This is a genomic window from Parapedobacter pyrenivorans, assembly GCF_014636865.1.
Classification (GTDB): Bacteria; Bacteroidota; Bacteroidia; order Sphingobacteriales; family Sphingobacteriaceae; genus Parapedobacter; species Parapedobacter pyrenivorans.
Window position 1 is genome coordinate 428523 of sequence record NZ_BMER01000002.1, and the last position, 23213, is coordinate 451735.

Consider the following 23213-nt stretch of genomic DNA (forward strand, 5'->3'; position numbering starts at 1 on the left):
TCCTTTTAAAATTTTCCATCTAAATAACATAATCCAGAATGGACCGCAGAAAATTCATTTCATTAGGTGCAGCCTCAAGTGCGCTGCTAGTAAGCCCCTACGTTCAACACACGAATACCGCAACGCAAAAGCGCTACCAAAAAGGGAAGAGTCCCTGGCCGATATGCTTGGACACGGCCACCATCAGGCCCGCCTCATTGCGCGATAAGATAACCATAGCAGCCAAGGCGGGCTATGATGCGATTGAACCTTGGGATAGCGAGCTGGAGAAGTTTGAGGCCGAAGGCGGTAACCTGAAAGATCTGGGCAAGGAAATCCGAGATTTAGGTCTTTTTGTCCCCAGTGTTATCGGACTATGGAATGCCCTCCCCCCTACACAAGCCCTATTCGATGAATCACTCAAAGATACCCGTCGTCGGATGCGGATGGCAGCGGATATCGGATCCCAACATATCCAGACTATACCCAATACTGTGGGAGACCATTATGAGCAGCAATGGGTAGCCAATCGCTACCGCGACCTGATCGAACTAGCAAAAAATGACTATAACCTAGAGGCGGCATTGGTTTTTGTCAAGTACTTCCCACTAAAAACGCTCGGCCAAGCGATGGCTGTAGCCATCGACGCCAACCATCCGGGAGCATTAGTTATACCCGATACATACCATATGCACATATCGGAAGGCGGATTCGAGGGGTTGTCGCTTATCAGCGGGAAAAGTATCGCTATTTTCCAATTTTCCGATGCCCCCGCTACCCCAACCATCGAAAAGCTGGAGGACAGCCATCGCGTGTATCCTGGGGACGGAATCCTACCGTTAACGACGGTTTTGCAGGACCTCAAGGCCATCGGCTTCGAAAAATGCATATCATTGGAACTCTATAATCCGGAATATTGGAAACAAGACCTACAGCAGGTAGCCGAAACAGGGCTGCGCAAAACCTTGGCGGTTATCAGCGAGGCGGGTGTATAAGCCGTTTCATTTGCACACCCGCAAGGCCGGAAAATCCAGCAACAGGTGCTATCACCAGCGTTGCGACGAGCATGACAATTACGATTCCGGGCATGTCCGTCAATACGGGCATGCTCCCCGTAAAAATAGCTGCAACGTTATCGGCTAAGCCCGATCCCGTTACTACCTGAAGGTAAACAGCATATCCCAGCCACAGCGTCACGGCGGCAAACGCCGAAACCCAAAACGCATGTGCTGGCTTTCGTGCTAACCACCAGCATAGGATGAAGCAAACAGGTGCGATAATCCACCAAGGGGCAAAATAGGACAACACCCCGCCAATCAATACAATCAATAGATATAACATATCAGCTCAGTTTTTAGGTTTCAATACCATGTGATGCCGCAACCTTGGCGATTGTTCATCCACATCTTTCATAAACAGCAATGTATCCAACTCGCCATTCGCCCAGCGATCTATCATGTTATCGTAGTAATCACTTCCTGGATTCCCCGACTGTCCGCCGGGGTACAGCCCATAAGCTACCGGCCAAGCGGTATCGAGTTGCACCACCATCCGCCACGAGGGGCCATGTGTTCCAGAGGTGGCATTGACTATACTACTTCCGCCACCGTTAACAATTCCCGTACGGCCGAAAGCCGTGAAATTGGGCACCAGATACCCAATACGGGTGTTTTTTACCCGACTCCAAGCCCAGTCATCGGCAGACAGGTCGCCCCAGCGTTCACGAAGTTCTGCCACCGTAAGCTTAAAGCTTTCACATAGGATATCGTCAATGGTTTCCACCGTATCGGATGTGTTCACGTTATCAAACCACTTGGCATCCGGTTGCTGGTTGATCAGCTCGAATGTGCGGTCCAGGCTGGGATACAACATCCTTTCGTCCCGAGGAAATTCGTCAGCCCAGATTCCGGCAAGCAGGTTGTCCAACCAGCTTTCAAAAATAGTTGCTCCCACAGCGTCTGCATTGTTCATATAGTTCCACCGTTCGAGCACATCGAACTCGGCCGATCGCTTGATGGAATCATCCATAGCCAACGATAGCAACAGACGGGGCAATACCCGACGCGCATCCACATTGAAATTGTCATTTTGCAGATCACGCAGGCTATCCGCGGTGGCGGCAACCATCGCTTGGAGGCGCTCATTGATGCGGATGGCCCTTCCCGAATGCGCAAATTTCCAATCGAGGTAATACGGATAAGTCGTATCCGCCGGAAACTGATTGGCCGAACTCACAAAGTCCCTGGGTGGATTCCTGACGGTAGGATTCTGGTCCTTGGGAATCCAGCCCTGCCAATCATGTTCCGCTAGCGTACCGTCGAGTAAGTATTTACCCTGCCCCTTCCATTTCAGGGGTAGCTTGCCGTTAGCCGTGATGGCAATATCGCCCCCGTTGCTCGAGAAAATAAAATGCTGTGCCGGAGCGGTAAAATAAGTTAACGCCTTCCGGTAATCGCTATAATCTTTAGCCCGGTTGAGGTAGTAAAACGTCAGCACATCCGCTCCATCGGTTTCATTCGTTATCCACCGCATGGCGTAGCCTGCCGGAATTCCGCGCATGTAATTGGTCGACTTCGCCTCCTGGTAGATAATCGGTCCATGGTGGGTATAGTACAAGGTATCCAGAAGTGCTCCGCCTCCCTTCAGCTTGAAGGTCTCCAAGTGCATCGTCGTCGGCTTCCATTGGCCATCGTGCCAATATTCATCAAACGAATCGTTTCGGAAGCGGATGCGGTAGAAATCCATCACATCGGACCCCACGTTGGTCACCCCCCATGCAACATCTTTATTGAATCCGATAATGATTGCTGGGGTACCGGGTAGCGCCACACCGTAGACATTCACCGTGGGTGAAGAAAGCTGCATCTGGTACCAAATGGAAGGCAGTGTCAATTGCAGGTGGGGATCATTTGCCAAAAGGGGTAAGCCGGTAACCGTACGACTGCCACCTACCGCCCAATTGTTGCTACCCACGTCCGGACGAGGTGACGGCACCTGAAATGCGAGCCGGTTGCTATCGGGCAACGCCGCTACCTGATCGGGAACGGGCGGCGCGGCGACCGGTTGAAAACCCCAGTCGGTACCCGTTGGAACGACAGGCGACTCCAGCGCCGGGTAGCTTGGAAAAAGGTCGGCAATCACCTCGGCGCCATATTTGGTCAGCACATTGGTGAGGCGGTAATCATTGCTGCCGCCATTCAATGTATTACGCATATTCATCAGCATCAAGATCGATTTATAGGGCGACCATGGCTCTGGCTTATAATTCAACAACTTGTACGCTATTGGGAGATCTTTGTATGCCAGTTGCTTGATATACGCATTGACGCCCGCAGCATACGCCGTCAACATCCGATTGGCCACGGAATCAGTTTTCAGGTTTTGCGCAATCGCCATTGCCGATCGTGCCATACCCAGCCGCCTGTTAAAACGATCATACTCCAACGCACCCTGCCCTACCACTTCGGTGAGCCGACCGGCAGCAACAAGGGTATAGAATTCCATCTGCCACAGCCGGTCACGGGCAATCACGTACCCTTGGGCAAAATAGAGGTCTTCGTCATTTTTGGCGAAGATATGCGGCACGGCATTGTCGTCGTACCGGACCGTCACGTCATCGTGCATACCATCCAGGATGACCGCTGCATCGCTCCGGTCCGCAACGCGTTCGCTATTTTGCAAGAAACCTTGAAAGGGGCTGAACACCTTACCCAGCGGTGGCAAAACGCCCCATGAATTGTGGAACACATAAATCAAGGCCAAGGCGACAAACAATGGCCAAACATGCTTGATGAATCTCATAGTTATTTAGGCTTTGTTTTCCTATAAAGGGTTATCTTCTCTATTCAAACATAGTTAAACCATACCGAACATGCAAACGCAGCTATTGTTAGCAACAAAAAAAGGCTAAAAAAAATCCAGCTCACCATAAAATAGCGGCTGGACCAAAGCACATCGGGTAAACTACCCGGATTTTATTAGTTGCTCAACGAATTGATATAAGCCGAAATCTTCAGCGCATCCGCCTTCGGCACATGAGGCATTGGTGGCATTTCGGTAGCGTAACCCGGCCAGTTTTCAGGCTTCGGATTGTAGATCAATTCTACGATTTTCTCGTTTGAATACTTTCGTTTAGCAATTTCTGTATAGGAAGGACCGATCTGCTTTTTATCCGGGTTATGGCACGCAATGCAGGTGTACTTTGTCAGTAGACCGGCCACCTCCTTAAACGTCGGCGCCTTGGCAACGACGGTTTTGGCGGGCAGGGCTTTTGAAGCAACGGCTGGTTTGCCAGCTTGCTTCGACGCTGGCGCGGCAGGAGCCGGTGCCGGTTCCGCTACAGGGATGGAACTATCTTTGGTACTTACTTCATTCATCGTCAGTTTTATACCTTGCGGTATGTTATGCAACGTATAATATGCCGTTGGATGAATCAGCGAATAGAACTTGTCTTTTTCCCGGATTCCATCCAATGTGATCGTGTGGATGTAGTGTTGCTTCAAGCTATCCACAATGATCCGCGCACGTAGTCCATCAGCGGAAACCTTCACCCCTTTTATCCGGCGCGAAGACATATCTACCGGCGGACTGCCATAAACCGGATGGTATTTATACGTATAACTCTCCACATGGTATGATGCGAGATCATTAGCAGAAGCGGTATCCACCGGCAGCGTAAAAGTGATTTCAAAGCCGTCAGGCATTGCCTTTACTGTTTGCATCTCAAATGGTAGGTTACCATTCCATTCCAGTCTTTCCAGCCCTTCGTTGGCATCGCCAGCAGAGCCCCATCCGCGGTTGGTCTCGCCAACGAACAACGAACCGTCTGGTGCCCATGCCATGCGCAGCACGCCCGACCGGAATCCGCTACGGAATCCAATCGCCGCCCCCTGTAGTTCACCGTTTACCTCCTCCAGCATCACCCGCGACAACATGCTCATCCCCTGGTCACCCACCAACACCTGTCCCGCGAAAGGACCAAACACGCCATCAGGGATAATCGTAGGTTGTGAAGAAGAAATGCCCAGAATCCCATGGGGCAGCCATACGGCAGGTAGCCGGAACTCAGCAAATTCCTGCTTCGCATCGAATGCCGTCTTATATTGTTCGTTAATGATATTTTCCGGCTTAATAAACCGCCCTTGATCGTTCTTGATACGACGTTCATCCATTTTTGATACGAATTGTTCCGTTGTTAGCTTAAGGGGCGATCCCGGGAGACCGGTCCACCGTAATCCGGCAGGATGGCCCATAAAATCACCCTTATTCACCTGCCACAATCCGCCAGACCCCATCCAATCGCCTTGGTTTTCGGTATAGAAAAATTGTCCGCTGAGAAGCGCGGGGCCTGCTGGTGAACGCATACCCGTAGCCCAAGGCGTAAGTTTACCATCTTCGGTAATATTCACCGCCCAACCGCGCCAGGGCACCCGGCTCTCACCGCGCCACCACTCCTCATCGCCAAAGGCAACGTTCCCCGTTACGAAGAACGACCCATCTGGTGCAATGATGGGACCAAACGAGTACTCATGGTAATGGCCAGATAGGGGCCATGCGTATACCGTTTCATATACATCCGCCTTACCGTCATTGTCCGTGTCAACGAGCTTGGTTAGCTCACCACGCTGCGCGCAATACAAGGCCCCGTCTTTGTAAGCAAGGCCGAGGATTTCGTGTAGTCCCGAGGCGAACCTTCGGAAATAAGGATTGCTGCTGGTCGGATTTTCGATGATGTAGACATCCCCGCGCCGCGTGCTGACACCGAGGTTACCATTGGGGAGCATCGTTAGCCCCCCAACTTCCAAGATGATACCTTCTGGCGTGCGTACTTTTCGGATTCGGAAATAGTCCTCCTCTTTGGGGCTCTCTTGAGCGGACAGGCCGAGCACTGACGCAAACGCCATTGCCATTACCGTAATGAGTTTTAAGTATAGTGTATGTTTAATCTTAGTAGTCATGGTCAAGGAGTTAGAAGATAATGGAATAACGGATCGCACTGGTTATTGGTACCAGCAATTCCTTGCCGGCCTGTTGATCCCGGATAAAAGGTTTGCCTTTGCCGATATCTTCTACCTTGAGGTACCATGCATTATCGCCAATCAGGAACACGCCTTTACCCTGGTCGTTGATGGTGGGAGCCACGGCCAACCGCAGGTACAAGCCTTCCGGGTTGCCAACAACCGTTACTGTTCTGGTAAACCCCTCGCCACCCGTTAATGGCCGGATAGCATCGGTTACCTGTTGACCATATATGTGGTAGCGGAAAGTCGGTAGGTCCTGTGCATCCAAAACATAGCCATTGGGTTTGTAACCCGTACCTGTCGTATCCGTTGGCCACAGATCACCTGTGGCGGTCAATTTTCCGATCGCCGGGCTCGGCACTCCGAAATAAATGGGGCTCCCCAACACCTTCGACGTGCCATTTCCGCGATTATTCCACATCGGGGTGGCATCGAGAAAACCGCCACGCCACGCCTGGAATAAACTGCCATTATCCAGATCATAGGTATAATGAACCTGTTCGGGATGTCCAACGGAAATCGCATGCACCACTCGTGGTCCATCCGGGATATCCATAAAGCTGCGAAGCGTTGTGTTTACCTGCGCGTTGACCAAGATCGGGTCGGCGTTATTCCATTGCTGTGAAATGGGAGCATCGGGCAATTTGCTGATCTTTATGTCCTTCAATGCAACAGACCCATGGTCTATTTTAATACGTACGGGAGCTTGCGCCTTTTCGCTTACCCCTTTGGGTGCATCCAACTGCACATCGTCATGGACCGTTACGCCATTAAGCTCCACTCGCAGTAACCGCGCCGGCACTGTTTTATGGCCTGTGCCATCGAACTGCGGTGCCCTGAACTGGATACGAAGCCGCTGCCACACTCCCGGTACCCGCCCTACCTGTTGCCTTGGCGGGTAGCCTGCTGCTGCGCCATTGGTCCGTGCCATAGGGATGGTCGTTCCTCTGCTGTCTGCTAACGTAACTGGGTAAGCATCGTGCAAAAACAAGGTTGCCCCGGCACCCGCAGTCAATAGGTAGCTTAATTCAAGTTCGATGTCGCCATAAGTCGACGTAGTAACCAAGTCTTCGGGGCGCCCCTTCCGCTCGGATATGTGGGCTAACATGCCATCACCCGCGGTAGTCGTCAATACCTGTTGCCGAGATAAGGGGACTGCCACATCCCCCACGGATTGCCAGCCTTTGGCAGGCATGGTAAAAACTTGCGTTTGCGCGTTCGCTGTCAAACACCACAGTAGTGTAGCATGAGCGATGAACGCAAATGATTTCGAAAAATACTTCAATAAGATCATGAATCGGTTTGCTTTTGTATCTTAAAATTCGGCTGCTAAGATAAATTTTAATCCGTTATTCCCATAAAACGATTTAGTTTTCTATGTTAATCCATAGCCATCCTGCTATTTTCTCAGAAAATCGGTCAAGCCCTCCTAACAAAAGCGATGGTAATCCCTTCGACCTTCTCCAGCCTCCCAAGCGTCCGTGCCACCTGTAGTTGCCGGATTTCCACGTCCATCGTGCAGTGATTGTCAAAATCCTGCTTCAATACCGTCAGGTTTTCCTCCTTCACGATGCGCATGATCGCATTGAGGTGCTCATAACCGAATGCGATGCGGTAGACGTCGTTAACCGTCAATTCTACGATGTCCGCTACTGCCAGTGCCTCTTGGGTAGCCGTTTTATAGGCATGGATAAGTCCCGGCACGCCTAGGAGTGTACCACCGAAATAACGGACCACCACCACGAGCACATTGGTCACGTCGTAAGAAAGTAACGTATTGAGGATGGGCCGGCCGGCGGTGCCCGAAGGTTCACCGTCATCGTTGATCCTGAAAATCGTGCGATCCGGCGTGAGCCGATATGCCCAGCAGTGGTGGCGGGCTTTGGGATGCATCGATTTCAGCACAGCTACCTTTTCCTTTACGGCCTTCTCGTCCGTTAACGGATAGGCATAGGCGATAAATTTACTGCCCTTGTCCTTGAATAGGCCTTCGGCAGGCGCAGCAATGGTTCGATAGGTATCTTCAAACAGACTCACGAATACGCAATAATCAATACGGATACAATGGCTAAAATAACGCCAATTTTATTGACAAATGACACCTTCTCATTAAAAACAAAAATACCGATCAACGCACCGAGGGCGATAACGCCTACATTCATACCGGTAAATACCATGGAAGGGTTTTCGGGCAGCGCACGGTGCGCTTTCATGTAAAACAGGATATTCGCAAAATTAAATCCGCCCAATACGATACCCCAGAACACCGCATGCATCGAAAAACGCTTACGGGAAATAAACACCTGATACCCCAAGTAGGCAAACGCCGCAACCGTAGCGCCGCAAAACACAAAAAGCATGGAGGCTGTGTAAGGCACCTCGGTATGCTGAGCAACCAGCTTAAACAAAATATCGATGATACCGTAGCCAAAAAACACCAGCATAGGAAACAACCACATCCCGTGGTTCAAACCATGTTGGTTTTTTCCCTTATGCCAGCCGATGCTGCAAAGGATGCCGACTATACCCACGACGATACCGATAAGTTTTCCAGTGTGGGCCGTTTCGCCAAATAGCCAAAATGCAGCCAATAATGCGATAAACAACGAAAGGCGCTGGGCTACTTCCGTGCGTACGATACCCGCGTAACGGATGGAAGCTCCCAATGCAAAAAAAATACCGGGAAGCAATAAAGCCAATGTCCCATACAATGCCACGGGCGCAGTGGAAATCGCAGCAAAAGACCAATCCGGCTGGAGAAAAAGCCACGTACAAAGTACTGCCACTGGATAGTTCCACACAATGATCTGTGGAACATCTACGGCATATCGCCGGGCCAGTTTTAGGATGACGGATACCGAGACACTACAGAAGACACTGAACAATACATATACCATGAACCTGATCTGACGCTCGGCTAAGTTAGTAATACTTCCGGATTAACCGCGCTGTAACCCATATTTACCATTATCTATGGATATATACGTATATTAGTCGTAGTTAATTCGTAGTTTATTCGGAAATAAACGAGTAAACCTCGACTATACTCCGAACAAACTCCGAGTAAAACCCGAATATCTAGTACAGCAGTGGTAAAGTTGTATTAACTACAAGGTAAATACGAGCCGTTTAACGCACCGATTGGATTTGCTTTAAAACGTAACTTTGGCTAAGTTTGCATCCCTTTAAATGGCAGACAATTCCATGAGTATACCAAAAACATACAACCCCAAGGAGGCCGAAGATAAGTGGTACGCATACTGGCTCAAAGAAGGCTTTTTCCGTTCCGTACCCGATGACCGCGAACCTTATACTATCGTGATGCCACCACCCAATGTGACGGGCGTGCTTCATATGGGGCATATGCTCAACAACACGATACAAGATGTACTCATCCGCCGTGCGCGCATGCAGGGAAAAAATGCCTGTTGGGTGCCGGGTACAGACCACGCTTCGATTGCGACCGAAGCCAAGGTAGTGGCAATGCTCAAAGAACAGGGTATCAGCAAAAAAGACCTTACCCGTGAACAATTCCTTGAGTATGCTTGGGAATGGAAAGAGAAATATGGCGGCATCATCCTCAATCAATTGGAAAAGCTTGGTGCATCCTGCGACTGGGAGCGCACCCGGTTTACCATGGAGCCGGAGCTCTCGGATGCGGTAATCGACACGTTCATCCGGCTGTACCGCAAGGGCTATATCTACCGGGGGGTACGGATGGTCAATTGGGACCCGCAGGGACGCACCGCACTTTCAGACGAAGAAGTTAACCGCCGGGAGGTAAACCAAACGCTGTACTATGTACGGTACGCCGTGAAAGGCGGTGATAGCGATACCCCCGCCTACCTGACTATCGCAACCACACGTCCGGAAACCATCATGGCCGATACGGCGATATGCATCAACCCAAATGACCCGAGATATGCCCATTTTAGGGGTAAAACAGCCCTCGTCCCCCTCATCAACCGAGAAATCCCCATCATTGAGGATGAATATGTAGATGTGGAGTTCGGTACCGGCTGCCTCAAGGTAACCCCTGCCCACGATCTAAACGACTATGAACTCGGGCAGAAGCACAACCTGGAAGTTATCGATATCCTCAACGACGACGGCACACTCAACGCTAATGCCCAAATCCTTGTCGGCGAAGACCGTTTCAAAGCCCGAAAGGCCGTAGCCAAATTGCTGGAAGAAGCGGGGCTGCTCGAAAAAACCGAACCTTATTCTTCGCAGGTTGGCTTTTCTGAACGGACAGACGCTGCCATTGAGCCCAAGCTCTCCATGCAATGGTTTTGCCGCATGCAGGACCTAGCGCAACCAGCGCTCGACTACGTGTTGAATGGCGAGGTCAAACTCATTCCGGATAAATTCGTCAATACCTACCGCCACTGGATGGAAAACATCAAAGACTGGACCATCAGTCGGCAGTTGTGGTGGGGCCAACGCATACCAGCGTGGTACAACGCGCAGAACGAATGGGTAGTCGCCAAAACGGAGGATGAGGCCAAGTCCTTATTTGAAGCGGAGAGAAAAACCACCGAAGGGATCCGGCAGGAGGACGACGTACTGGATACGTGGTTTTCGTCGGGTTTGTGGCCAATGTCGGTATTCGATGGCACGCGCCACCCGGAAAACGCCGATATCAGCTACTACTACCCGACCAATGATCTCGTTACCGCTCCAGAAATCCTATTTTTCTGGGTAGCCCGCATGATTATATTCGGTCACGAATTCAGAGGCAAGGCACCATTCAAAAACGTATACCTAACGGGCATAGTACGTGATAAACAGGGACGTAAGATGTCCAAATCATTGGGCAATTCACCCGATCCTATCGAGCTGATGGAGCAATACGGCACAGACGGCGTGCGTGTGGGCATGTTGCTTTCGTCGCCGGCGGGCAATGACCTAATGTTCGATGTCGCCTACTGCGAACAGGGCCGCAATTTTGCAAATAAAATATGGAATGCGTTCCGCCTGGTGAAGGGCTGGGATGTAGCATCAATACCTGCTACCCCCGCACAGCGGGAAGCCGCCAACTGGTTTAACCATCGGTTCAACCAAGCTATGGCCGAAATCGACGAGCATTTTGCCAACTACCGCATATCAGACGCTTTGATGGCGACGTATAAATTGGTGTGGGACGACTTCTGTTCATGGTATCTCGAACTCGTGAAACCAGCATACCAGCAGCCTATCGCCCGTGAGGCATTTGAAGCCACCAAGGGTTTCTTCGAGTCCATTCTGAAGCTTATCCATCCTTTCATGCCATTTATCAGTGAAGAGCTATGGCATGATGAACTTTTCGGTGGACGCGCAGACGGCGACTGTTGTATTGTTGCCGATTATCCGAATGGAGGTGCTTACGATGATCGGGTATTGGTCGATTTTGCCTTATTGCAGCAAGTGGTATCCGAAATCCGGAACCTTCGCAATGCTAAGCAGTTGTCGCCAAAAATAACGTTACCGCTCGCCATCAATGCCTCATCGGGAACGGATTTTATCCGCTATGCGGATAGTATCGAAAAGATGGCCAATGTATCAGACATCCGGCTTACCAGCGAAAAGCCAACTGGTACGACAAGCTTCTTAGTAGGCAAGGACGAATTCTATGTCGCTGTCGCGGAAAACGTCGACGTGGAAGCCGAAAAAGAACGGATTACAAAGGAAATCGAATACCTCAACGGCTTTCTGAAATCAGTGAATGCCAAGTTATCAAACGAACGGTTTGTACAAAACGCGAAGGCGGAAATCGTGGCCAACGAGCAGAACAAAAAGGCAGATGCAGAGACCAAGATTCGGATATTAACAGAGAATCTGGCAAGCCTTTAGTTGTTTAACGTTTTTGCGTACCTTTGCACTTTGAAAATGAGCAAAAAAGTCGCGTTCTATACCTTGGGATGTAAGCTGAATTTTTCGGAGACTTCCGCTATAGGCCGTATTTTCCAGGGGGCTGGATACGAACCCACTCCGTTCCATACCACGGCAGACATCTACGTCATCAATACCTGTTCGGTCACCGAAAATGCCGATCGGAAATGCCGGAAGGTCGTGCGCGAAGCGCTTAGCCACTCCCCGCATGCCTATATCGTCGTGGTAGGCTGCTACGCCCAATTAAAGCCCCGGGAAATCACAGAGATTCCGGGCGTAGACCTGGTGCTTGGGGCCGCTGAGAAATTCAATATCATCGAGCATATCAATGATTTGACCAAGCAAGCTAAAGCGATTGTATACAATGAGCCCATTGCTGAGACCAATGCGTTTGTTCCAGCATTTTCAATCGGGGACCGCACCCGTACCTTTCTTAAAGTACAGGACGGCTGCGATTATTCCTGCACCTTCTGTACCATTCCACTAGCGAGGGGTGCCAGCCGGAGTGGCACGATCGCTGACATCGTGGCACAAGCCGAAGAAATCGCGGCTTCGGGAGTAAAGGAAATCGTACTTACCGGTGTGAATATCGGGGATTTTGGTATACGTGATGGCGAACATAAGGACCGGTTCATCGACCTGGTCAAGGCTCTTGACACGGTAACCGCAATCGAGCGCTTCCGTATATCGTCGATCGAACCCAATCTACTCACAGACGAAATCATCGAATCGGTAGCGCGTTCAGCCCGATTCGTTCCTCATTTCCACATCCCCCTACAATCAGGATCCAATAAGGTATTGGGATTGATGCGCAGGCGATACCGCAGGGAATTGTACGCCAACCGGGTGGCTAAAATCAAGGAATTGATGCCCGAATGCTGCATCGGGGTCGACGTCATTGTGGGATTCCCGGGCGAAACGCAGGACGATTTCCTGGAAACCTATCAGTTCCTCAACGAGCTCGACATCTCCTATCTGCACGTATTCACCTATTCCGAGCGCGAGAACACCATCGCCGCGCAGATGGAAGGGTCTGTGCCCGGAGCCCAGCGCGGCGAACGTAGCAAGATGTTGCATATTCTTTCCGAAAAGAAAAGAAGGGCATTTTACGAAGCACAATTGGGCAAAGATGGGGAAGTATTGTTTGAGGGGGATATCAAGGACGGTTACATGCACGGTTTCAGCCGCAACTACGTCAAGGTGCGCACGCCGTACGATCCCTTACTGGTAAACGAAACCGTAGCTGTTCGATTTTCGGAAATTTCGGATTCGGGCGAAGTGGAAATCGACCAGCTCCCAGAATTGCAATCCCATTAAACGTCTATTATTGCCCAGTAGCTTCCTTCGCAGCCTTTTTAGCTTGCTTCCGGAAAAAGCCCCTGAATAAGAAATTATGCTGTAAGGCCTCCATATTCTGGTCCAGTTTTTCCGTGCTTTGTTCCAGGTTAATCAAAGTCTGCTTGATTGTTTCGGCGGCTTCCGGATCATTGAGTAACACACCGACTGCATTGTCTTTGTCATCCAGTTTTCCGGCAGTTTGATTCAGATTCGTTACCAAAGCCGAAGCGGTTTGGGTTATTCCTTGTAACTGGGCTACTGCTTCTTGCAGGTTTCCATACACCACGGTATCCGTCAACAGATCATTGATCAAGGTTCCCTCAGCATTCAATTTGGTAGTCAATTGATTAAGCGCTGCCGACGCATTCGCCGTGTTGGCGGCCGTCTGGTTTAGGTTACCGATCATCTGTTTGATATGCACGGCCATCAACGAATCATTCAACAGCGCGCCAAATGTCCCCTCGCCGCGGGCGATACGGGCGCTTACCAAACCGAAATTCTCAGTAATTTCCACCAAGTTCTTGTTATTGGTCTGCAAGGTCGCCATCATCGCGTCTAATCCTTCATCGGCTGCAGCCTGCAACACGTCGCCATCTTCGATCGGGGGCACATCGCTGCTGCCGCCTTCAATCACGATGAGTTTATTACCGATAAAGCTTTCGGAGCCGATTTTAGCTACAGCATCTTTACGGATATAATCGCGGGATTTTTCTTCAATCACCATTGCGATTTCGACTTCCTGTAGATTTTTGAACCGGATACTTTTGATGGTACCGATTTTAACGCCTGAAAACCAAACATTGTTCCCTGCCTTAAGACCGCTGACATCATTGAACACTGCGCTGACGGTCACCGTCTTCGAAAATCGGTTCTGCTGCCCGCCAAGCACCAAAATACCTGCCACCAATATGATAATCCCTATCAGCACAAACAATCCCACAATCAGTGAACGTCTATTTTCTGTAGCACTCATAATCTATTTGATAAAATTATAGTCATAAAACGGTTTCACCCGTCCATCATCCGTATCAAAAATCTCCTCGAAGCTCCCCTCCCGCTCAAATTTACCATCCAGCAACATCACGATGCGGTCGCCAACGCTTTTTGCACACGCGAGATCATGCGTGATGATAATGGATGACGTCTTGTACTTTTCCTGCACCTCGTTGATCAAGCCATTGATTTCAATACACGTTATGGGATCCAGCCCCGCAGTAGGTTCATCATACATCATGATATCGGGGCGGAGAATAAGCGTTCGCGCAATGCCTATGCGCTTGCGTTGCCCACCAGATAGTTGCGACGGCATTTGATTGAGAGTATGCAAAAGCCCTACCGCGTCCAGCACATCCTCCACTTCGTGGTTGATTTCAGCGCGCGAAAGATGCCGTTTATTCCGAACCAAAGGGAATTCGAGATTTTCCCGTACTGTCATACTATCGTACAATGCGCTGTTCTGGAAGGAAAATCCGATTTTTAGCCGGAGCTGCTGCAATGCCTTTTCGTCCAATTCATCGACATGCTCACCGAGCACCTCAATGGTACCCGTATCTGGCTTCAATAGCCCCGATATCAGCTTGATCAATACCGATTTGCCGGTACCGGATCGCCCCAGAACCACCAGGTTTTCCCCTTTAAACAGCTCAAGGTCTACGCCACGCAACACCTGCAAATCGCCAAACGACTTGCTCACGTCACGCACGGTGATTACCCGCGCATCATGGTCGATATGTCCGCCTGCCTTCAACATTATGCACGCATTGCTTGAATGATCTGTACAATTAATATTTCCTCAATAAAAATGAGAAACATGGACATCACTACCGCCCAATTGGCTGCCCGCCCTACCCCTTCCGTCCCCTTGGAGGAATGGTATCCCTGATAACAACCTACGATACCGATCGTAAAACCAAACACGACTGCCTTCAATACCAACGAAAAAACATCGAGGTAGGTAACTGCCTCAAAAACCTGGTCGAAGTACACCCGGAAACTGGTGTTCTCGGCCTGATTAACACTCAGGAATGCTCCCAATAAACCGACGGCAGCGGTATAAAGCGAAAGGATGGGGATACTGATGGTCGTAGCCAACACCCTACTCACCACCAGAAATTTAAAGGGGTTGGTACCAGAGACTTCCATTGCGTCGATCTGCTCGGTCACCTTCATGGATCCCAGTTCGGCACCGATCTGGGAGCCCACCTTACCGGATGCGATCAGCGCCGTGACTAACGGTGCCAAAGCACGGATTATCGCAATGGATATCAGGGCGGGTAACCACGAGGTAGCGCCAAATTCGGCCAGTGACGGGCGGGATTGATTGGTAAATACAATACCAGTGATAAATCCAGTAAGCGAAATCAAAGGCAGCGACTTCCAACCTACCTCAAAACATTGTCGGATGATTTCCTTAAACTCATAGGGCGGCCGAAACAGCTCCCTGAAGAAACGCATGACAAACCGATGGATATTGGCTAATTCGATAAGTGTACGCTGTATCTTCTTTATCATCGGGAGATTTTAGCAGTTAAGGCTGCAAAAATAGCAGTTTAATTTTAATATGCGTCGTTTATTCATCGATTTGTTGTCCCGATATCGATTCCGCTCATCGGAACACCGCTTCGCTCCGCTTGCGAATTCATTCCCTCTCCCGGATAAACACTCATTTCGGAAAAATGTTCGCTACAGCCTATCGTAACATTTCGGCGGATAACAGCTACTCGTATTAAACCATTGGCCTCGCTGTACAGTCATACCACCAGAAACGAACAAAAAGTGTTGCACATTTAAATCAGCATGTCATGAAAACGTTAAAGAAGACCGGACTATCGCTACTCACTGCAATCGCCTTAATAGCCATTGCTGCAACCAACACCGTGAAAGCCCAGCCGGGCATGAGCGTTTCGTTCCAATTGTTTTACGACGAACTAGCGCCCTACGGAGAATGGATAGACGATCCGGAATATGGATATATTTGGCTTCCTGACGCCGACCGCGGTTTTCAACCTTATGCCACGAATGGCAATTGGGTGATGACCAACTATGGAAATACGTGGGTATCTGACTACCCGTGGGGGTGGGCACCATTCCACTACGGCCGCTGGACCTACACGGACTATTACGGCTGGGCCTGGATACCTGGATACGAATGGGGTCCGGCATGGGTGAGCTGGCGAAGTGGTGGCGGATACTATGGCTGGGCGCCATTGGGCCCACGCATGAGCATTAACGTCCATGTCGGTATTCCCCACCATCATTGGGTATTTGTGCCGCAACGCTACATCTGCAGTCCGCGGCTGTATAGCTACTATGCACCTCATCGCAACCGGGTGAATATCTACAACCGTACAACGATCATCAATAACACCTATGTGTACAACAACCGTACATATGTGAGTGGTCCGCGTCGCAGCGATATCGAACGGGCAACGGGCAGCAGGGTCTCCGTACGGGAAATCAATAGTTCCTCACGTCCGGGAAGGGCCGCGGTAAACAACCGTTCAGTAAGTATTTATCGTCCGGACGTGGACCGCAACACCCGTACATCAGCGCGTCCTTCACGGGTATCGGATGCGACATCGGTGCGCACCTCCGGCACGCGTGGCAATAGCCGGGCAGAAGCTACCCGGACAGCGGCTACCAGCCGCAATAACAATACGTCAGCTACGCGGGGAGTGACGTCAAGAAACGCTGAAGCCGGACGTTCACGCGCGGCTAATGACCGGAATAACGATGCGGTACGCCCTACCCGCGGTAACGTGGCCACGCCGGAAAGGCAAAATGAACGGAGCCGTGCAACGGCACCCAAAACAAATAGCGTACGTAATACCGGAAGCACCGACCGCAATGCCAATGCCACCCGTCGTCCGGAAACGACTACCCGTCAAAACCGCACAGCAACCAGCTCACGTGAGGCTGTCAGGCCGTCGGCAAGTGAAAACAAGCGGTCATCGACAGGAGTACAACGCACGGCTCCTTCACGCAGCAGCAACGACCGAGTCAGTTCCCAAAGGCAAACCAGCAGCCCCAGCCGGAACAGTTCGGTTAAAAGCTCCTCGCGGCAATCGCGCCCAAGCGTGTCCTCTAGCAGAAGTTCCGAAAAAAGCCGAAGCAGTGCCACGCGAAGCAAGACGTCTGAAAGGAATAACTCCTCCGGACGAAGCAGGGGATAAGATAAAGACAGCCCCGATCCTAACCGGTTCGGGGCTGTAATTATGAACACCAGAACTGCTGGCGCCCTATTATTCAGCTTCTTATCTCTCTCCGCATAAATGACGCATATGTCCACGCGAAACAGAGGCAGGTTGCCGCGATAAGCCCGCTCACCTGCGGCCACACAATCATTACACTTTCCTTGAAAGGCAAGGGGGCCGGTATGGCACCTATCATCTGCTCCATTGTCAGCGGTCCGAGACTCCGAACAGAAGGCATGAGCAGTGTCGTTGAAGCATCCGAGAACAACTGACCCGGTGATAAACGCATCACTGTACTGATCAATTCATTGTAATATAGGATTTCAGCCTCGCTCATCATGCGTGGCGATGGCAGAAAAGAACGCACAAGCAAATTGACCACGATGGGGAAAAACACAGTAAAAAACAGCCAAATGCCAATGGCAACCAAAGCAGACGTCGCTGCCTGCTTAAACTTTACCGACAGCAAGATGGCTAAGCTCAGCCAAAAGCCTACAAACACCACGCTAATGAGCCAGAACCCAAAAATACGCAACACCTCCTGTACCTCGATGCCTACACCGGTAGCCAGCAGTCCACCACCCACCATGAGCAACACCAATGCTAAAAAAAGCGATGCGATCAATATAAGTGAGCTGGCAAACTTGCTTAGCAGTAGGTTATCTCGGTAAATGGGCTGCGCTATTAATCGGGTCAGCGTGCCATTATTCTGCTCTGAATTAATGGCATCAAAGCCCAGGCTAATACCGAGCAGCGGGGCCAGAAAATTCAGAAACACATGAAATGGCGGAATCGAATTGTCTGTCGTGGTCAACAATTTGAGGTAGACAAAACTTTTATCCGGGTCCTGCATATTGCCCACTGCGCTCCGCAAGTTTGTAAACGACACGTACATCGACGTCACAAACGTGAGTATAATGAGCAATACCAAAATGAGAAAACGCCAGCTCTGCATATGCGCGCCCAACTCTTTTCCAACAAGTATGGGCATGGCCGTATGGTAATTTCCTTTTAAACGATTCATGATTCCCTGATATTAAATTGGTTCTTCGTGGTGTTCAAAATACCGTTGGTAAATATCGTCCAGCCCATAGGATTTCTTGCGCACCTCCTCAATCGCCTGTCCGGCGTTAACCAGCTCGCTGACCACCAACGCGGTATTATTTTCTGTTGCTTTGACGATAAATTCATTTCCCTCGATAGCCACTGCAGTAACCCCCGGCACTTGCTGCAATAATGCCGTGAGCCAGCTTTCTTTTTCGGCCGCAGCTTCCCGAACAACGACCGTTGTGATGTGGCCACCCTCGTCAAACAGCGACCTGGCAAGTGAATCAATAGTGCCATTAGCTAGCAGCTTCCCGTCCACGAACAATCCTACCCGATCGCACACCTGCTGTACATGATGCAAATGATGGGACGACAACAGCACCGTGATGCCCTGCTGTTTACTAAGGGACTGGATGAGTGTCAAAAACTCACGGACACCGCTTGGATCGATTCCCAGGGTCGGTTCATCAAGGATAATTACTTCCGGTTGTTTGATCAACACTTCGGCCAACCCCAAGCGCTGCTTCATCCCGCGTGAGTAAGCCCCTGCTTTCTTGTCTTTATTTTCAGCCAGACCCACATCATCAAGCAGTTTATTGGCCCTTTCCTGTGCATCGGTGTCCCCCAGACCATTCAGCCTGCCGATCAGCACGAGGTTATCCAATCCGCTCATATAGTCGTAAAACCCTACATTGTCTGGCAGGTAGCCCACCTTCCGCTTCACGTCTATCGGATTTCGGGTCGCATTCATCCCACAGACCTCGGCATAACCGGAAGTCGGCTCGGTAAGCCCCAGTAACATGAGTATCGTTGTGGTCTTACCAGCTCCATTAGGTCCAAGCAAACCAAAGATTTCGCCGCGATAGACGGTCAGATTCAGCCCATCAACTGCTGTCTGCTTGGCATATCGCTTCGTCAGCTCTCTTAAAACAATAACTGATTCCTTCATCCTTTCTTGTTTTTTGATAGCGACTACCGGCGACCGTATTTGCGAATTAAAAAGTACACCAAACCGACCGCAGCCAGGATGACAACGATACCGATCCACCCGGATAAAACGGATGTTTTGACCAGCACGCGGAATGAAATTTCCTGCTGATCGTTCGCATTTTTGGCTGTAAAGTTAGCTACGTAATCGCCAGCAATCGTTTTTTCGGGAACTTTCAATGTCGCGGTAATGTCCGCAGATTTCCCCGCCTCGAGCTGCTCTACGGTTGACGGTTCAAAAGTAGCTTCCCACTTAGCGGGCAGCTGAGAGCTGATAGCCAGTTCGTTGAGCGGAAGTGTGCCCGTATTTTTGACCGTAAGCTGGATGGTTTCACTGCTCCCGGAGACCACTTCTTCACTCAGCCTGCCGCTAGGGGTCGTAAATTGAAGGGCATACGACCCCCTCACTACCGCTTCCAATGACAGGTTAAGGGTATCGCCCGAAGATTGTGCGCTGATGGGCAGCGTATACTTTTTTGGCTCGGCCGATTGGGAGGCATTGATTTCAATCTGTATGGGCTGTTCTTGTCCGCCCTCGACCTGTACCGATCTAACCTGACTTCCATTCACTTTGAACGAAATAAGCCATCCGTCCGGAAGTTTGGCATTGAGCTCATACGTTTGCGCCACAGACAATCCGTTGTGTAATGTCGTTTGATAACGGAACACCTCATTGCTTGCCGCCTCAATATTCATCAACTGGGCTTTGAAGCTGGAAGCCCTAGCCTGTTGGCCGTTGGCGGGATTAGGGATGATTGCTACCAGGAAACAAACAAACGATAGGTGCAACTGGAGAGAAAATGATTTTTTTAACATGATCTAAAAAACTAAAATTTAACAGGATAATAGTTTAAAAAAAATGCCAATCAAGTGCCGCATACTGAACATACTATTCAACACTCCCGGCATTAAAAAAACTTGTTTTGAAAATCGCGTCGAAATTAAAAAATCTCCACGAAAAAGTCAACAATGTGATCGGTCAGACAACGAGAGTCAATGAGTTATTATCAAACGCTTCATTTATTCTTCCATATAAATCCCTACCTTTGGACTATCAAAACCCTTATTAACCATGGATAAAAGCAGAAGAGCATTTCTAGGAACGTCATTAATGGGAGCAGCAATGGCGGTAAGTCTTCCCGAAATCGTAAAGGCCGCCATTCAACCATCCCATTCAGCCCCGAAAATACGGATTCAGGAAAACGACGTAATCCTATTCCAGGGCGATTCGATAACTGATGCCGGCCGGGATAAGAACAACGATGCGCCAAATAACAATGGGGCCCTTGGAAACGGATATGCGCTCCTCGCAGCAGCGGAGCTGTTGCGTGCTCATGCACCGAAGCAACTGAAAATATACAACAAAGGAATCAGCGGCAACAAAGTGCACCAGCTCGATGCCCGCTGGGAAGAAGATTGCGTGGCCATCAAACCCAATATTCTCAGCATCCTTATCGGTGTAAACGATTATTGGCATACCCTATCAGGCAATTACGACGGTACCATCCAAGTATACCGCGATGATTACCGAAAGCTGCTCGATCGTACGCTGAAAGCACTTCCAGATGTAAAACTCGTCATCGGCGAGCCCTTTGCCGTAAACAACGTCAAAGCGGTGACGGATGCCTGGTGGCCTGCGTTTGACGAATACCGCCACGCTGCACAGGAGATCGCCCATGCTTACAACGCTGCCTTCGTTCCCTATCAACGTGTTTTTGACGAAGCATCGAAAACCGTAGCCCCCTCCTATTGGACGGGAGACGGTGTGCATACCACGCTTGCCGGTGCACAATTGATGGCTGAGGCCTGGTTGGCCGTAGTGAAATGATGATCAATTCCCTGCTCGACAACGACTTTTATAAATTCACCATGCAGTATGCCGTGGTGAAACTTTTTCCCAAAGCCAGGGCGAAATATCAATTCATCAATAGGGGTAAACATGTATTTCCCGAAGGGTTTGCCGAGGAATTGCGTAGCGCGATAGCAGATTTGTCGAGGCTACACCTGACCCCGCAAGAAAAGCGCTATTTTGCAACCACCTGTCCTTACATAGACCCTACCTATTTCGACTTTCTTCAGGGATATCGCTATGATCCCAGCGAAGTGTACATCGAACAACGTGGCGGCGAGCTACGTATTGCCATCGAAGGGTACTGGTACCGGACCATCCTGTGGGAAGTACCCATCATGTCCTTGATCTGCGAGCTTTACTACAGGATGACCGATCAACAGCGACAATCCGACGAGCAGGTTGCGGCTACTGCACGGGGTAAAATCGAGCGCTACCGCAACCTTGGGGTTACAATTGCAGAATTCGGCACCCGACGTCGGCACTCCTATGTCGTGCACCGGTTGGTGGTACAGGCCCTTCGGACCGCCGGCGAGGGTACGTTTATCGGCACAAGCAACGTGCACATGGCCATGCTGAACCAGACGAAACCCATCGGCACCCATGCCCACGAATGGTTTATGTTTCATGCCGCCAAATACGGCTACAAAATGGCGAACCTATTGGGGCTGGAGCATTGGTCTGATGTATACCGAGGAGACTTGGGAATTGCGCTCTCCGACACCTACACCACCGACGTATTTTTCACGCAATTCGACAAGAAACTGACGAAGCTTTTCGATGGTGTGCGCCACGACAGTGGAGATCCATTGGCATTTGCCGATAGGGCCATCGAGCATTACAAGCGGCACGGAATCGATCCTTTGTCGAAAACCATTATTTTCTCCGACGGGCTGAATGAGGAGAAAGTAACGCGCATCACCGAGCACTGCGTTGGCCGGATCGGATTTTCCTTCGGAATCGGCACCAACTTCACCAACGACGTCGGTTTAACACCGATGAACATCGTGATCAAGATGACCGAAGCATTTCCGGAAGAAGCCCAATGGACACCCGTCATCAAACTATCGGATGAGCATGGTAAACACACCGGTGACGCGGAAACCATTGCACTTGCCAAACAAATACTCCATATTCCATCCTATGCGCCGTGATGTCTTGGGCAAGGCCCTCCGCGATTATTTAGACGGGAACCATGATGAAAAACTGCTCCTGCATACCGGCTATGGAGAGGTCGAAGAAATGCCTGTGGAAGAATTCTTCCGGTTACCAGAAGATTTCCCAGAACTGGAACGCATTGCCATGGCACTATGCGATGGCCATGTACTCGATATCGGCGCAGGAGCGGGCAGCCATACCCTCTACCTGCAAAACCGGGGCATGAATGTAACGGCGTTGGAACGATCACCACAAGCATGCGCAGTAATGCGCGCACGTGGCATCCAGCAGGTCATTCAAGCCGATTTCCTCCAGTACCAGGGAAATCGCTATGATACGCTCTTGTTTATGATGAATGGTATTGGGCTCGCCGGTACTTTAGACGGTCTTAGAAAGTTGCTTCAGCATTGCCGGTCGCTGTTGAATCGGGGTGGCCAGCTCTTGTTTGACTCGTCCGATATTGCTTACCTATACACCGATGGCTCGGTAGATCGGCCTGCCGGATATTACGGAGAGATACGATACCAATATGCATACAAAGGCTCACGTAGTGTTCCGTTCCACTGGCTGTTTATCGATCAGGCGATGCTGATCGATATTGCACGATCCGAAGGATGGGTTGTACAAATCCTATATGAGGATGGAAACGACCAGTATTTGGCGAGGATGGAGCTGGTTAATTAAAAAAAGGGGCTGGGAGCCCCTTTTTTTAGCGATAGAATTGTTTTAATTTCACAAACACTTGGAAAGACAGCGGAACAATTCTGGAAA

General features: G+C 50.2%; 19 protein-coding genes. 7 read left to right on the plus strand and 12 right to left on the minus strand.

Annotated elements, in window-relative coordinates:
* Window positions 1-38 precede the first annotated feature (38 nt).
* Entirely contained in the window at window positions 39-974 is a 936-nt protein-coding gene (locus IEV98_RS13655; RefSeq protein ID WP_188506553.1) for a sugar phosphate isomerase/epimerase family protein, read from the plus strand.
* Here IEV98_RS13655 and IEV98_RS13660 read toward each other — a convergent pair.
* The 6 genes from IEV98_RS13660 to IEV98_RS13685 form a co-directional block, all read right to left on the minus strand.
* A complete protein-coding gene (locus IEV98_RS13660; protein WP_188506554.1) occupies window positions 955-1320 on the minus strand; it encodes a hypothetical protein in 366 nt (121 codons plus the stop codon). The genes IEV98_RS13655 and IEV98_RS13660 overlap by 20 nt on opposite strands.
* Before the next feature lie 6 nt (window positions 1321-1326).
* Entirely contained in the window at window positions 1327-3780 is a 2454-nt protein-coding gene (locus IEV98_RS13665; RefSeq protein ID WP_188506555.1) for a penicillin acylase family protein, read from the minus strand.
* A gap of 176 nt (window positions 3781-3956) precedes the next feature.
* Window positions 3957-5936 (minus strand): c-type cytochrome, encoded by a 1980-nt coding sequence (locus tag IEV98_RS13670; protein ID WP_229738756.1) that lies wholly within the window; start codon window positions 5934-5936, stop codon window positions 3957-3959.
* 10 nt (window positions 5937-5946) lie between these two features.
* Window positions 5947-7293: a 3-keto-disaccharide hydrolase gene (locus IEV98_RS13675; RefSeq protein ID WP_188506556.1), complete on the minus strand. Its 1347-nt coding sequence runs from the start codon at window positions 7291-7293 to the stop codon at window positions 5947-5949.
* Between the two features lie 125 nt (window positions 7294-7418).
* Window positions 7419-8036, minus strand: coding sequence for an IMPACT family protein (locus IEV98_RS13680; RefSeq protein ID WP_188506557.1), 618 nt, complete (start codon window positions 8034-8036; stop codon window positions 7419-7421).
* Complete coding sequence (locus tag IEV98_RS13685) at window positions 8033-8896, minus strand: DMT family transporter (RefSeq protein WP_188506558.1); 864 nt, start codon at window positions 8894-8896, stop codon at window positions 8033-8035. The genes IEV98_RS13680 and IEV98_RS13685 overlap by 4 nt, the downstream gene beginning before the upstream one ends.
* Window positions 8897-9203: 307 nt before the next feature.
* On the opposite strand from IEV98_RS13685, the gene IEV98_RS13690 reads away from it, so the two are divergent.
* Both IEV98_RS13690 and mtaB read left to right on the plus strand, forming a co-directional pair.
* A complete protein-coding gene (locus IEV98_RS13690) occupies window positions 9204-11831 on the plus strand; it encodes a valine--tRNA ligase (RefSeq protein WP_188506559.1) in 2628 nt (875 codons plus the stop codon).
* Window positions 11832-11867: 36 nt separating this feature from the next.
* Complete coding sequence (mtaB, locus tag IEV98_RS13695) at window positions 11868-13187, plus strand: tRNA (N(6)-L-threonylcarbamoyladenosine(37)-C(2))-methylthiotransferase MtaB (protein WP_188506560.1); 1320 nt, start codon at window positions 11868-11870, stop codon at window positions 13185-13187.
* A 7-nt stretch (window positions 13188-13194) separates the two neighbouring features.
* On the opposite strand, the gene IEV98_RS13700 is transcribed toward mtaB, so the two are convergent.
* From IEV98_RS13700 to IEV98_RS13710, 3 genes are read right to left on the minus strand one after another with little or no spacing between them, the layout of a single operon-like run.
* Window positions 13195-14181, minus strand: coding sequence for an MlaD family protein (locus tag IEV98_RS13700; RefSeq protein ID WP_188506561.1), 987 nt, complete (start codon window positions 14179-14181; stop codon window positions 13195-13197).
* A 3-nt stretch (window positions 14182-14184) separates the two neighbouring features.
* The gene (locus tag IEV98_RS13705) at window positions 14185-14958 is read right to left on the minus strand and encodes an ABC transporter ATP-binding protein (RefSeq protein WP_188506562.1); all 774 of its coding nucleotides are present in this window, start codon (window positions 14956-14958) and stop codon (window positions 14185-14187) included.
* Window positions 14958-15719, minus strand: coding sequence for an MlaE family ABC transporter permease (locus tag IEV98_RS13710; protein ID WP_188506563.1), 762 nt, complete (start codon window positions 15717-15719; stop codon window positions 14958-14960). Before IEV98_RS13710 ends, IEV98_RS13705 begins: the two co-directional genes overlap by 1 nt.
* Window positions 15720-16009: 290 nt before the next feature.
* Between IEV98_RS13710 and IEV98_RS13715 the strand changes: the two genes are divergently transcribed.
* Window positions 16010-17380 carry a DUF6600 domain-containing protein gene (locus IEV98_RS13715; RefSeq protein ID WP_188506564.1) on the plus strand — a complete coding sequence of 457 codons (1371 nt, stop codon included), beginning with the start codon at window positions 16010-16012 and terminating at the stop codon, window positions 17378-17380.
* 73 nt (window positions 17381-17453) lie between these two features.
* Here the strand turns inward: IEV98_RS13715 and IEV98_RS13720 are convergent, their stop codons facing one another.
* Genes IEV98_RS13720 through IEV98_RS13730 form a run of 3 tightly spaced genes read right to left on the minus strand, consistent with a single transcriptional unit; the run spans window position 17454 to window position 20251 of the window.
* The gene (locus IEV98_RS13720) at window positions 17454-18425 is read right to left on the minus strand and encodes an ABC transporter permease (protein ID WP_188506565.1); all 972 of its coding nucleotides are present in this window, start codon (window positions 18423-18425) and stop codon (window positions 17454-17456) included.
* Between the two features lie 12 nt (window positions 18426-18437).
* Complete coding sequence (locus IEV98_RS13725) at window positions 18438-19397, minus strand: ABC transporter ATP-binding protein (RefSeq protein WP_188506566.1); 960 nt, start codon at window positions 19395-19397, stop codon at window positions 18438-18440.
* Between the two features lie 23 nt (window positions 19398-19420).
* Entirely contained in the window at window positions 19421-20251 is an 831-nt protein-coding gene (locus IEV98_RS13730; protein WP_188506567.1) for a COG1470 family protein, read from the minus strand.
* A gap of 256 nt (window positions 20252-20507) precedes the next feature.
* On the opposite strand from IEV98_RS13730, the gene IEV98_RS13735 reads away from it, so the two are divergent.
* The 3 genes from IEV98_RS13735 to IEV98_RS13745 are packed head-to-tail and all read left to right on the plus strand — an operon-like array spanning window position 20508 to window position 23126.
* A complete protein-coding gene (locus IEV98_RS13735; RefSeq protein WP_188506568.1) occupies window positions 20508-21263 on the plus strand; it encodes an SGNH/GDSL hydrolase family protein in 756 nt (251 codons plus the stop codon).
* Window positions 21260-22438 carry a nicotinate phosphoribosyltransferase gene (gene pncB / locus IEV98_RS13740; RefSeq protein WP_188506569.1) on the plus strand — a complete coding sequence of 393 codons (1179 nt, stop codon included), beginning with the start codon at window positions 21260-21262 and terminating at the stop codon, window positions 22436-22438. The genes IEV98_RS13735 and pncB overlap by 4 nt, the downstream gene beginning before the upstream one ends.
* Window positions 22428-23126, plus strand: coding sequence for a class I SAM-dependent methyltransferase (locus IEV98_RS13745; RefSeq protein ID WP_188506570.1), 699 nt, complete (start codon window positions 22428-22430; stop codon window positions 23124-23126). Before pncB ends, IEV98_RS13745 begins: the two co-directional genes overlap by 11 nt.
* Window positions 23127-23213: the final 87 nt, after the last annotated feature.

Coding starts and splice junctions, on each gene's coding strand:
- IEV98_RS13705 (WP_188506562.1), bottom strand. CDS start 14,958: ATGTTGAAGGCAGGCGGACATATCGACCATGATGCGCGGGTAATCACC.
- IEV98_RS13745 (WP_188506570.1), top strand. CDS start 22,428: ATGCGCCGTGATGTCTTGGGCAAGGCCCTCCGCGATTATTTAGACGGG.
- IEV98_RS13715 (WP_188506564.1), top strand. CDS start 16,010: ATGAAAACGTTAAAGAAGACCGGACTATCGCTACTCACTGCAATCGCC.
- IEV98_RS13710 (WP_188506563.1), bottom strand. CDS start 15,719: ATGATAAAGAAGATACAGCGTACACTTATCGAATTAGCCAATATCCAT.
- IEV98_RS13655 (WP_188506553.1), top strand. CDS start 39: ATGGACCGCAGAAAATTCATTTCATTAGGTGCAGCCTCAAGTGCGCTG.
- IEV98_RS13660 (WP_188506554.1), bottom strand. CDS start 1,320: ATGTTATATCTATTGATTGTATTGATTGGCGGGGTGTTGTCCTATTTT.
- pncB (WP_188506569.1), top strand. CDS start 21,260: ATGATGATCAATTCCCTGCTCGACAACGACTTTTATAAATTCACCATG.
- IEV98_RS13700 (WP_188506561.1), bottom strand. CDS start 14,181: ATGAGTGCTACAGAAAATAGACGTTCACTGATTGTGGGATTGTTTGTG.
- IEV98_RS13665 (WP_188506555.1), bottom strand. CDS start 3,780: ATGAGATTCATCAAGCATGTTTGGCCATTGTTTGTCGCCTTGGCCTTG.
- IEV98_RS13730 (WP_188506567.1), bottom strand. CDS start 20,251: ATGTTAAAAAAATCATTTTCTCTCCAGTTGCACCTATCGTTTGTTTGT.
- IEV98_RS13685 (WP_188506558.1), bottom strand. CDS start 8,896: ATGGTATATGTATTGTTCAGTGTCTTCTGTAGTGTCTCGGTATCCGTC.
- mtaB (WP_188506560.1), top strand. CDS start 11,868: ATGAGCAAAAAAGTCGCGTTCTATACCTTGGGATGTAAGCTGAATTTT.
- IEV98_RS13675 (WP_188506556.1), bottom strand. CDS start 7,293: ATGATCTTATTGAAGTATTTTTCGAAATCATTTGCGTTCATCGCTCAT.
- IEV98_RS13720 (WP_188506565.1), bottom strand. CDS start 18,425: ATGAATCGTTTAAAAGGAAATTACCATACGGCCATGCCCATACTTGTT.
- IEV98_RS13735 (WP_188506568.1), top strand. CDS start 20,508: ATGGATAAAAGCAGAAGAGCATTTCTAGGAACGTCATTAATGGGAGCA.
- IEV98_RS13670 (WP_229738756.1), bottom strand. CDS start 5,936: ATGACTACTAAGATTAAACATACACTATACTTAAAACTCATTACGGTA.
- IEV98_RS13690 (WP_188506559.1), top strand. CDS start 9,204: ATGAGTATACCAAAAACATACAACCCCAAGGAGGCCGAAGATAAGTGG.
- IEV98_RS13725 (WP_188506566.1), bottom strand. CDS start 19,397: ATGAAGGAATCAGTTATTGTTTTAAGAGAGCTGACGAAGCGATATGCC.